Below are 10967 nucleotides of genomic sequence, written 5' to 3' on the forward strand. Positions count from 1 at the left end.
CGCGCAACTGCGCGAACGATTGCTCGCGCGTCATCCGCAGGTTCGCGCGGTTGTGGCTTTCGCTCATCGACATCACGAGGTTCACTTCGTCGACGCCGCACGACAGCGCACGCTCGGCGCCGCGCACCCGCACCCGCACCCGCACCCGCGTCCGCGCCGGACAACGCCGCGCGCACCGCGTTGAGCGTCGCCTGATAGCGTCCGATCGACTGGCCGACCACGCGATCCGTCATGCGTTCGAGCGCGTGGCGGATCCCTTCGCCGCCCGGCACTTCACCGACGCCGGTGTGTCCGCTGCTGTCGTCGAGGATCACGAGGTTGCGCGTGAAGTACGGCGCGTGCGCGCCGCACAGGTTGAGCAGCATGCTGTCGCGGCCGGCGACGGGGATCACCTGCATGCGCGTGACGCGCGGGGTGCCGGCACGGCTTGATTCGGACATCGGTTCTCTCCTGGTTCCGGAAGTGCGCGCGGGCCGCCGGCCAGGCCGGCGCGGCCCGCGTCGTTCATTGAAGCTCGACGCGGCGGATCTCGCCGACGACGAACAGGTAGCAGATCACGGCGACGAGCGCGTGCGCGACGACATAGACCAGCGCGCCGTTGAACGAGCCGCTGCGGTCGACGATGTAGCCGATCGCGATCGGCGTCGTGATGCTGGAGAGGTTGCCGCACGTGTTGAGCAGCGCACCGCTCAAGCCTGCGATCTGGCGCGGCGCGGTGTCGGCGTTGACGGCCCAGCCGAGCGCGCCGAGCCCCTTGCCGAAGAACGACAGCGCCATGAACAGCACGACGAGCACATGCGAATCGGTGTAGTTGCAGACGATCATCGACATCGACAGCAGCATGCCGAACACGATCGGCACCTTGCGCGCGACCGACAGCGAGCGGCCCTGCTTGAGCAGCCCGTCGGACACGATGCCGCCGAGAATCCCGCCGAGGAACCCGCACACGGCCGGGATCGACGCGACGAGCCCCGCGTTGAGGATCGACATCCCGCGCGCCTGCACGAGATAGACGGGAAACCACGTGATGAAGAAATAGGTGAGCGCGTTGATGCAGTACTGCGCGACGTACACGCCGATCAACATCCGGCTCTTCAGCAGCGCCTTCACGTGGCGCATCGACGGGCCGCCGTCGCGTCCGCCCGTCGCCTGGTCGATGTTGACGAGCGCGCCGCCTTCGGTGAGGTAGTCGAGTTCCGCGCGGTTGATGTTCGGGTGGTCCTTCGGGTCGTACATCGTGCGGTTCCACACCAGGACGAACGCGAAGCCGAGCACGCCCATCACCGCGAACACCGACTGCCAGCCGAACGCGTGCACGAGCCAGCCCATCAACGGCGCGAACAAGACGGTCGCCGCGTACTGCGCGGCGTTGAAGATCGCCGACGCGGTGCCGCGCTCGGCGGCCGGGAACCACGCGGACACGATCCGGCTGTTGGCCGGGAACGACGGCGCCTCGGCCGCGCCGACCAGGAAGCGCAGCCCGAACAGCAGCGCGAACGCGGCCGCACCGCCGAAGAAGCCGATCGAGCCCTGCAGCAGCGTGAACAGCGACCAGAAGAAGATGCTGAACGCGTAGACGATGCGCGACCCGTAGCGGTCGAGCAGCCAGCCGCCCGGCAGTTGGGCGACCACGTACGACCAGCCGAACGCGGAGAAGATGAAGCCGATCTGCACGTGGCTCAGGTGCAGTGCGCGGGCAAGGCTCGGGCCCGCGATCGCGATTGCCGCGCGATCCGCATAGTTGATCGTCGTGACCGCGAACAGGACGGTCAGCACCAGCCAGCGCACGCGCGTGCGCCGGGCCGTTGCCGACGCGGACGCCGGCAGCGCTTGAAGCGGATTCATGACTGTCTCCTCCGAAGGGCGGAAGGTGCCGTCGTGCGGCAGGCGCGTCAGTGCGCGCTATTCGTGTAGGTGCTGCCGGCCGGAGGCCGGACGCCGCTGCCGGAGGGCAGGGCGTCCGGGCCATTCTGTCATGTCGAAATTTGCGCCTTCATGCCAATTGCTGACTTGATCGATTCAGGATTTGAATCGATCGGTCGGGCGATCGCTCAGGCCCGTGCGTCGTCCGCAGGGGGGGCCGTGATGGCGCGCCACGTGCTGCGCGAGAAACTCGACGGCGGCGCGCACGCCGGGCAACTGGCCGCGCCGGTGCGGCATCAGCAGCGTCGTCGTGACGGTGCCGGCGCACCAGCCGGGCAACACGCGCACGAGGGCACCGGACGCGAGCGCGGCGCCGGCGATCCAGTCGGGCAGGCACGCGATGCCGAGGCCGGCCGTCGCCGCCTGCAGCAGCAGCGTCGATTCGTCGGCCTGCAGGCGCAGGCGCGGCATCACGTCGATGGTGTCGCCGCCGCGTTGCAGCCGCCACGGCTGTTGGCCCGGTTGCAGCCCGTCATGCTGCGCGAGATCGGCCGGCGCGTCCGGCGTGCCGGCACGCGCGAGATAGGCCGGTGACGCCACGGCGATGATCGGCGATGCCGCGAGCGGCCGTTGCACGAGCGCGGAATCGGGCAGTGGCGCGAAATGGCTGCGCACCGCGATGTCGAAGCCTTCCTGCGCGATGTCGACGAGGCGGTCGCTCGCGTGAATCTGCAGCAGCAGCTTCGGGTGCGCGATCGCCAGCGCCGGCAGGCAGGGCGCGAGGATGTGCTGCGCGACCGGCACCGAGCTCGTGATCCGCACGACGCCGGCCGGCTCGGCGGCTTGCCGCAGCACCGCGTCGCGCGCGCTTTCGGCCTCGATCACGGCTGCGCGGGCATGTTCGAAGAATTCGGCGCCGACCGGCGTGAGCCGGAAGCTGCGCGACGTGCGATGCACGAGCCGCGCGCCGAGCGTGCGCTCGAGCTCGGCAACACGTTTGCTGACCGTCGATTTCGGCAGGTCGAGCCGGCGCGCGGCGGCCGACATGCTGCCGGCGTCGACCGCCTGCACGAACAGGTAGAGATCGTTCAGGTTCACTTCCAGCGTCCATATGGAGAAACGACGGGTTTCGATTTTAGCGGCTACTGCGCCATCGTTCGCCGTGGGAGCATGACCGCTCGTTCAACTTCTGCGGAATCTCCCGATGTCTCCCATCCTTCTCTACGGCATTCCCGCCGGCTGCTCGTTCGGCTCGATCGTTGCGCTCGAATGGATCGGCCGCCCGTACCGGCTGTCGCGCATCTCGATGCCGGGCGTCGTGACGAGCGACGCGTTCCTCGCGCTGAACCCCGTCGCCGAGACCCCGGCGTTCGTGACCGCGAACGGCGACGTGCTGACCGAAAGCCTCGCGATCCTCGGCCACATCGGCGCGCAGGCGCTCGACAGCGGCCTCGCGTTCCGCCAGGGCAGCGCGGATTTCGACCGGCTGAACCGGATGCTCGCGTGGCTGAACACGACGTTCTTCAACGCGTTCGGTGCGCTCTGGTACGTGTACGAACACGACTCCGCAGGCGCCGAGAAAGCGGCGTTGCAGGCGTACGGCCGCGGCAAGGTGCTGAAGGCGCACCGGCAGCTCGAGGCGATGCTCGAGCGCGGTGACGGCCCGTGGCTGCTGGGCGCACAGCGCACGCTGGCCGACGCGTACTTCGCCGGGATCGCGCGCTGGGCCGATTATCACGCGGTGTTCGAGCCCGAAACGTTCCCGCGCATCGCCGCACTGCGTGCACGGCTCGCCGACGATGCAGGCGTGCGGTTCGCGCAGGCGATCGAGGAAAACCTGCCGCTGCCGGCGTCGTCGTCGTTCGATGGGCATGTGTCGCTCGACGACGCGCTGGCAAGCGCACGCGGCATCGCGATGCCGGCCAGGGCGATCTGACCGGTGTCGTGATCGCCCGAAGGATGGATCGCGTCGCCGACAATTTTTACCCGGATAATATTGACATCTCATTTATACCCGGATAAAAATAGCGTCATTCCGATTCCAGCCTGCGGGCGACCATGATGACCACCACCACACTGCTTCCTTCCTATACGGCGTTCGACGGCCACCGGCGACTCGCGTCGGGCCCGCTCGCGACGGTCGCGCTTGCGGTCCGGCAGGCGGCCGGCGATGCGATGACCGGCACGATCCTGATCTTCGACGATGCGACGGGCCGCTCGATCGACCTCGACCTGCGCGGCACGGCGGACGAGATCCGCGCGCGCTATGCGCCGCCGTCGGGCGATGCCACCGGCACCGCCGGCGAGCAGGCCGGCGCGGGCGAACAGCGCGGCCGCGGCCGGCCGAAGCTCGGCGTCGTGTCGCGCGAGGTCACGCTGCTGCCGCGTCACTGGGATTGGCTGGCCGCGCAGCCGGGCGGCGCGTCCGTCGCGTTGCGCAAGCTCGTCGAGGACGCACGGCGCACGCATGCGGCGGCCGATCGTCTCCGCGATGCGCAGGCGCGTGCGTACCACTTCATGTCGGCGATGGCGGGCGACCTGCCCGGTTTCGAGGAGGCCGCGCGCGCGCTGTATGCAAACGACCCGGCACGGCTCACCGAGCTGATCGCCGGCTGGCCGGACGATGTGCGCGACCACGCGCTCGCGCTGGCGCGCGGCGAGCTGCCGCCGTCTACCGAAGACTGCTGAACGGAGCATTTGACGCAATGACCGTATTCGATCTGAACAGTGGCGCGATCGCGCCGGTCGCCGACGAGGTCGATCTCGTCGACCTGCGCGTGACCGGCGCCATCCCGCACGAACTTGCCGGCACGCTGCTGCGCAACGGCCCGAATCCGCCGGGCGGCCGCTTCGAAGGGAACGACGTGCTGTCGTGGTGGCCGGAAGCGGCGATGCTGCATGCGATCGCGTTCGACAACGGCCGCGCGACCGGCTACCGGAACCGCTGGGCACGCACGCAGCGCTGGGCCGCCGTGCATGCGCCCGCAGCGGCGCCGCAACTGCCCGACACCAATCCGAACGTGAGCGTGCTGCAGCACGCGGGCGAATTGCTCGCGCTGTCGGAGGGCGGCGCGCCGTTCGCGATCACGCCGGGGCTCGATTCGCTCGGCGTGCCGGCGCGGCACGCGGGCTTCGGCGGCGGGATGACCGCGCATCCGAAGGTCGATCCGGTCACGGGCGAGCTGATCGCGTTTCGCGCGGACTGGCGTGCGCCGTGGCTGCGCTATGGCGTTGCCGACGCGCAGGGCGTGCAACGCGTCGATATCGAGATCGACCTGGGCGCGCCGTCGATGATGCACGACCTCGCGATCACCGAAACCCGCAGCCTGCTGCTCGACCTGAACGTCGGCTACGACTTCTCGCTGCTGAAGCAGGGCCATCGGATGCCGCTGCGCTGGCACGACGACCGGCCCGCACGCATCGGTGTGCTCCCGCGCCACGGCGGCGCCGTGCGCTGGTTCGGCGTCGAGCCGTGCTTCATCCTGCACGTCGTGAACGCGTACGACTGCGACGCGTCGTGCATCGTGCTCGATGCGGTGCGCTATCCGTCATTCCTGCGGCTCGACGCGGGTACGGGCCGCTTCGCCGACAACCCGGTCGGCGAGCTGTGGCGCTACGTGATCGATACGGCGAACGGGCTGATCGACGAAGGGCCGCTCGCCGATGGCGGCATCGAGTTGCCGCGCATCAACGAAAGCCGGACCGGGCGCAGCTACCGCTACCTGTATGCGGTCGAGCAGCCGAACAACGCGGAAATGCGCGGCGTGATGCGCTTCGACCACGCGCGCGGCACGACGACGCATTACGCGGTGCCGCCCGGCGACCAGAACGGCGAGCCCGTGTTCGTGCCGCGCCCGGGCGGTGTCGACGAGGACGACGGCTGGCTGCTGGTGATGGTCTACCGCGCGGCGACGGATACGAGCGACGTCGTGATCCTCGATGCGCGCGCGATCGACGCGGGGCCGGTCGCGATCGTGCATCTGCCGCGCCGCGTGCCGGCCGGATTCCACGGCGCGTGGGTGTCGCGCGAACGTTGAGCGGCGGAGGGGCGCGTCACTGCGCGCGCAGCGCGTCGACGATCTTCAGCCGCGCGGCGCGCATCGCCGGCAGGAACCCGCCGACGAGCCCCATCACCAGCGAGAACAGCAGTGTCTTCACGACGATCGCGGGCGTCAGTACGAAGCGGAACGACAGGTCCGAGAAGGTCTGGAAGTTGGTCGTCGAGAACGATGCGAACTGCATCAGCGATGCGCATGCGAGCCCCGCGACGCCGCCGACGAAGCCGAGCAGCAGCGCTTCCAGCAGGAACGCGGCGAGCACGTTGGTGCGCTTGAAGCCGAGCGCGCGCAGCGTGCCGATCTCGGCGACGCGGTTCGCGACCGACGCATACATCGTGATCATCGCGCCGATCATCGCGGCGATCGAGAAGATCGTCGACAGCGTGATGCCGAGGATGTTGATGAACTTCGACAGCGCCTTCGACTGGTCGCCATAGAAGGTCTGTTCGCGTTTCGCCTCGTCGGTGAGGCGCGGGTCGACGTCGATGTCGGCCTTGAAGCGCGCGAAGCCGTCGGCGCTCGGGATGCGCAGCACCACCGACGAATAGCTGGTGCGCCGGAACGACTGCATCAATTGGTCGACGTCGCCCCAGATCTCCGAATCGAAGCCGCTGCCGCCCGCGTCGAAGATGCCGACGATGGTCCAGTCGCGCTGCGCGAAATGCAGGCTGTCGCCGAGCTGCGTGCCGCTGAACCCTTTCGCGATCGCGCTGCCGACGATGATTTCCGACGAACCGGGCGTGAACAGGCGGCCCGCGGTGAGCTTCACGTGCGGACGCAGCGCGAGGCCGGCCGGCGACACGCCGCGGATCACGACGTTCGACGGCTTGCCGGTCGACGTCTTCACCAGCGAGATCAGCACGACCGCTTCCTTCGACACGAGCGGCCGGCCGTCGGGGCCGAGCGCGACGGCCGGGTGCATCTCGAGCGCGTTGGCCTGCTGGTGGTCGATCGAACTCTGGATCTCGGTTTCGGCACCCTTGCGGATCACCACCGCGTTGTCGGGTTCGCCGGTCGACACGAGCGTCTTCGTGAGCCCCGCGTCGAGCATCTGCACCGTCGCGAACACGAAGATCACGAGCGCCATCCCGCCGGCGGTCAGCGCGGTGGTGAGCCGCCGGGTCCACAGGTTGCGCGCGATGTAGTTGAGCGGGATCGCCATGGTCTAGCCGATCGCCCGCAGGCCTTCGACGACCCGCACGCGCGCCGCCTGCCACGCCGGCACGATCGCGGCCGCGAAGCCGACCGCGACCGAGCACGCGGCCTGCAGCATGACCGTTTCGGTCGACACCTTGAACACCGGGAAGATGCCGCCGGCCGCCTGCTTGAACAGGCTGGCGGCCGGCGGCGTCGCGAGGATCCCGAGCCCGCCGCCGGCCACCGCGATCACGACCGATTCACCGAACACGATCAGCGCGAGGAACCCGGGGCCGAAGCCGAGCGCCTTCAGCGTCGCGTATTCGGCCGTGCGTTCGCGCGCGCTCATCGCCATCGCGTTGGCCATCACGGCCATGATGATCAGGATCACGACGTACGACACGAGACGGATCGCCGCGATGATCTGGTTCGACATCGCGACGAAGCCGAGCTGGAACGCCTGCTCGGTCTCGGTCAGCGTTTCCGCGAGCGAGTTCTTGAACACCGCGTCGACGTTGCGCGCGATCGACGCGCCGTCGTCGGGGTTCGCGACGCCGAGCACGAACACGCCGACCTGGTCGGCCTGCTTCGGCGTGCGCTGGCGCACCGTCTCGTTCAGGTAGTCCCAGTGGAACACCAGCTGGCGTGTGATCGTCGAGTCGTCGCGGCCGTCGAGGATCCCGCGCACGACGAAATCCCACGTGCCGGGATAGATCGTGCCCTTGAGCGGGATCACGTCGCCGATCTTGAAGCCGAATTGCGTGGCGAGCTGGCGGCCGACGAGGCAGCCGCGGCGGTCGCGGTCGTAGTCGGCGCGCTGCTGCGCCGGGATGATGAATTCCGGATACAGGTCGAGATAGTTGTCCGACACCGCGAAGCTCGCGAAGAAGTTCTTCGGGTCGCGGTAGATGCCGCCGAACCAGTTCGAGCGGACCACGGCCGTCACGCCGTCGACGCCGCGGATCCGGTTCTCGTAGCTCACGGGCAGCGGAAACACGAGCGAGATCGCGTTGCGCGTGACGAGCCGCCCGCTGGACGCGGCGGCCGCGCCCGCGTACCACGCGTCGACCACGGTGTGCAGCAGCCCGAACGCGAGCACGGCGATGGTCAGCCCGAGCACGGTCAGCAGCGTGCGCAGCCGGTGCCGCAGCGCATTGCGCGCGATCAGCTTCAGCACGTACATCGCGCGCGCTCCCGCAGCCGGTCAGCCGGCGTGCCCATCGATCAGCTCCCCTTTTTCCAGATGCACGAGCGAGCGCGCGGCGCCGGCCGCGTGCGCGTCGTGGGTCACCATGATGATCGTCTTGCCGAGCTCGGCGTTCATCCGCTGCAGCATCGCGAGCACGTCGGTGGCCGACGCGCGGTCGAGGTCGCCGGTCGGCTCGTCGGCGACGATCAGCACCGGATCGGTGATCAGCGCGCGCGCGATCGCGACGCGCTGCTGCTGGCCGCCCGACAGCTCGGACGGATAGTGGCTCGTCCGGTCGCCGAGGTTCACCATGTCGAGCACGAGTTCGACGCGCTCGCGCCGCTCGCGGCGCGACAGGTGCGTGAGCATCAGCGGCAGCTCGACGTTCTCGAACGCGGTGAGCACCGGCATCAGGTTGTAGAACTGGAAGATGAAGCCGACGTTCGCCGCGCGCCATTCGGCCAGCTGCGCCTCCGCGAGCAGCGAGATGTCCAGCCCGCCCACGCGCAGCTCGCCGCTGTCGGGCCGGTCGATGCCGGCCACCAGGTTGAGCAGCGTGCTCTTGCCGGAGCCGGACGGCCCCATCAGTGCGACGAAGTCGCCTTCGCCGATGTCGAGCGTGATGTCGGTCAGCACGGGCACGATCTGGTTGCCGCGCCGGTACGACTTCGCGACGTGGCTGAGCTCGACGAGGGGCGGCGGGGCGTCGTTCACGCGTGCGCTACTTCTTCGCGACGGTCACTTTCGCGCCGTCCTTCAGCTTCGTGCCCGGCGCGAGCACGACCGAGTCGCCGGGCTTCACGCCGCGGATCGCGACGAGTTCGCCGATCCGCAGGCCGGCCGTCACGGCCGTCGCGTGCACGGTGTCGTCCTTCACGACGAACACGACCGTCCGGCCGTCGCGCTCGACGACCGCGCTCGCCTGCACGGCCGTCACGGGCTGCCGGTCCTGCGCCGACACGGGCTTCGACAGGAACGCGATCTTCGCGCTCATGTCGGGCAGCACGCGGTCGTCGCGGTCGACGAAGCGCACCTTCACGAGCACGGTGGCCTTCGAGCGATCGACGGTCGGCACGATGCGCGACACGCGGCCCGCGAAGCGCATGTCGGGCAGCGCGTCGAGCTGGATCTCGCACGGCTGCTCGGCGCGGATCTTCGCGATATTCGATTCGGCGACGTCGGCCTCGACCTCGAGCGTGTCCATGTCGGCGATCGTCACGACGGCGCCCTTGCTGTCCGACGCGGACGAGAACGGCGTGATGTTGTCGCCGACGTTCGCGTGCTTCGCGAGCACGATGCCGTCGAAGGGCGCGCGGATCACCGTCTGGTCGACCGCGACCTGCGCGGCCTGCGCGTTGGCCTCGGCGGACGCGATCGCGGCCTGGTCACTGTTGACCGACGCGCGCGCCTTGTTCACGCGGGCCGTGTCGGTGTCGAGCTGCGCGGCCGGCACGGCGCCCTTCGGCGCGAGTACCGAGGTGCGGCGCAACGCGATCTCGGCGTCCTTCAGTTCGGCCTGCTCGACGCCGAGGTTGGCGCGGGCGACCTTCACCTGTGCGAGCGCCTGCGCCAGCGAGGCCTCGACGTCGCGGCTTTCGAGGCGCGCGATGATCTCGTCCTTCTTCACGCGCGTGCCTTCGAGCACGCCAAGCCATTCGACGCGCCCCTGGCCCTTCGACGCGACCGCGGCCTTGCGCTGCGGCACGACGTAGCCGGTCGCATTGAGTTGCGTGTCGTTCTGGTACGGGTAGGCGGACGTGACGGTCGTGGTTTCGACCGCCGGCCGGCCGGTCAGCGCGAGGCCGGCGGCGATCGCGACGATGACGACCGCGGCGGCGACCGCATAGCGCAGCCACCGGCGCCGGCGGGGCGCCGGTGCGAGCGGACGCCGGTCGATCTTCAGTTTGTCCAGATTGTGATCGGGCAATTTGAGCGCCTCGAGACGGCGGCGGTCTGGCGACCGGCCGCGATCCGGTTTCCGGGGAAAGGGACGGATGGACGCCAGTATAAGCGCCGCCCCGATGGCGTGCGAGCGGGTTTGCAGCGCCGCCGCGGCGACGGCCGGACCGGTCGCCGGCACGGGAATATGCGTGCGCCCCCGGGGAAACCCGAGGGGCGCAAGCAACGTGTCAACTTGCCGCGAACGCGGTGCGTTATGGAACCAGTGCGTCAGGTTTTGTCGCGACGGAACGGCGAAAGCCGGCCTCGCGGCCTGGGGCTCCGATGCGAATGCCTCGCATCTTTACTTACCGGTACGTTTGATTTTTTCTCCGCTAAAGGAAGAACAATGAAGAAGACGCTCGCTTCGATCATCGCCGCAGCATTCGCACTCGCATCGGTTTCGGCATTCGCACAGGCGTCCGCGCCGGCAGCCGACACGTCGGCAGCAGCTCCGGCACCGGCCAAGAAGGATCACAGCAAGCCGAAGCACCAGCTGAAGCACCACGGTTCGGCCAAGGGCAAGGCGAAGGCCGCCGCCGCATCGGCAGCCGGCACGAACGACGCAGGCGCAGCAAACTAAGCGCTTCGCCCGGGGCCGGCACCGCCGGCCGCCAGTCGCGAGACCCCGCATGTTCACGCATGCGGGGTTTTGTTTTTTTCAGGCGTCGCGTTCGCCGGCCGGCGGCGGTGGCGGCGCGCGCATCGCGTCGACCACCGTGCGCATGCGTCGCCAGTGCGAGCCTTCCCAGAACACGCGCCGGCATACGTCGCACGCGGCG

Annotated in this window: 11 protein-coding genes and 1 pseudogene; 4 read left to right on the forward strand and 8 right to left on the reverse strand. The window is 69.2% G+C overall.

Annotation, left to right across the window (positions count from 1 at the left end; genetic code table 11):
* From G3N61_RS39870 to G3N61_RS35740, 3 genes and pseudogenes are all read right to left on the reverse strand, one after another.
* A pseudogene (locus G3N61_RS39870) lies at positions 1-440 on the reverse strand (hypothetical protein); the annotation flags it as partial.
* Between the two features lie 64 nt (positions 441-504).
* Positions 505-1845 carry an MFS transporter gene (locus G3N61_RS35735; RefSeq protein WP_089449717.1) on the reverse strand — a complete coding sequence of 447 codons (1341 nt, stop codon included), beginning with the start codon at positions 1843-1845 and terminating at the stop codon, positions 505-507.
* Between the two features lie 174 nt (positions 1846-2019).
* Positions 2020-2967 (reverse strand): LysR substrate-binding domain-containing protein, encoded by a 948-nt coding sequence (locus G3N61_RS35740; RefSeq protein WP_277405131.1) that lies wholly within the window; start codon positions 2965-2967, stop codon positions 2020-2022.
* A gap of 100 nt (positions 2968-3067) precedes the next feature.
* Between G3N61_RS35740 and G3N61_RS35745 the strand changes: the two genes are divergently transcribed.
* From G3N61_RS35745 to G3N61_RS35755, 3 genes are all read left to right on the forward strand, one after another.
* Positions 3068-3799, forward strand: coding sequence for a glutathione S-transferase (locus tag G3N61_RS35745; protein WP_205824713.1), 732 nt, complete (start codon positions 3068-3070; stop codon positions 3797-3799).
* 125 nt (positions 3800-3924) lie between these two features.
* Positions 3925-4551 carry a DUF2239 family protein gene (locus tag G3N61_RS35750; RefSeq protein WP_205824714.1) on the forward strand — a complete coding sequence of 209 codons (627 nt, stop codon included), beginning with the start codon at positions 3925-3927 and terminating at the stop codon, positions 4549-4551.
* A 17-nt stretch (positions 4552-4568) separates the two neighbouring features.
* On the forward strand, positions 4569-5900 hold the full coding sequence (locus G3N61_RS35755) for a carotenoid oxygenase family protein (protein WP_205824715.1): 1332 nt from the start codon (positions 4569-4571) through the stop codon (positions 5898-5900).
* 16 nt (positions 5901-5916) lie between these two features.
* On the opposite strand, the gene G3N61_RS35760 is transcribed toward G3N61_RS35755, so the two are convergent.
* From G3N61_RS35760 to G3N61_RS35775, 4 genes are read right to left on the reverse strand one after another with little or no spacing between them, the layout of a single operon-like run.
* The gene (locus G3N61_RS35760; protein WP_205824717.1) at positions 5917-7083 is read right to left on the reverse strand and encodes an ABC transporter permease; all 1167 of its coding nucleotides are present in this window, start codon (positions 7081-7083) and stop codon (positions 5917-5919) included.
* A gap of 3 nt (positions 7084-7086) precedes the next feature.
* Entirely contained in the window at positions 7087-8241 is a 1155-nt protein-coding gene (locus G3N61_RS35765) for an ABC transporter permease (protein ID WP_205824719.1), read from the reverse strand.
* Positions 8242-8262: 21 nt separating this feature from the next.
* On the reverse strand, positions 8263-8961 hold the full coding sequence (locus G3N61_RS35770) for an ABC transporter ATP-binding protein (RefSeq protein ID WP_027788609.1): 699 nt from the start codon (positions 8959-8961) through the stop codon (positions 8263-8265).
* Between the two features lie 7 nt (positions 8962-8968).
* The gene (locus G3N61_RS35775; RefSeq protein WP_205824720.1) at positions 8969-10174 is read right to left on the reverse strand and encodes an efflux RND transporter periplasmic adaptor subunit; all 1206 of its coding nucleotides are present in this window, start codon (positions 10172-10174) and stop codon (positions 8969-8971) included.
* Between the two features lie 360 nt (positions 10175-10534).
* On the opposite strand from G3N61_RS35775, the gene G3N61_RS35780 reads away from it, so the two are divergent.
* The gene (locus G3N61_RS35780) at positions 10535-10768 is read left to right on the forward strand and encodes a hypothetical protein (protein ID WP_043185133.1); all 234 of its coding nucleotides are present in this window, start codon (positions 10535-10537) and stop codon (positions 10766-10768) included.
* A 78-nt stretch (positions 10769-10846) separates the two neighbouring features.
* Here the strand turns inward: G3N61_RS35780 and G3N61_RS35785 are convergent.
* Positions 10847-10967, reverse strand: a 121-nt coding sequence (locus G3N61_RS35785) for a Mut7-C RNAse domain-containing protein (protein ID WP_241018064.1), incomplete at its 5' end; no start/stop codon positions are given.

The organism is Burkholderia sp. Ac-20349 (assembly GCF_017104865.1).
Classification (GTDB): Bacteria; Pseudomonadota; Gammaproteobacteria; order Burkholderiales; family Burkholderiaceae; genus Burkholderia; species Burkholderia aenigmatica.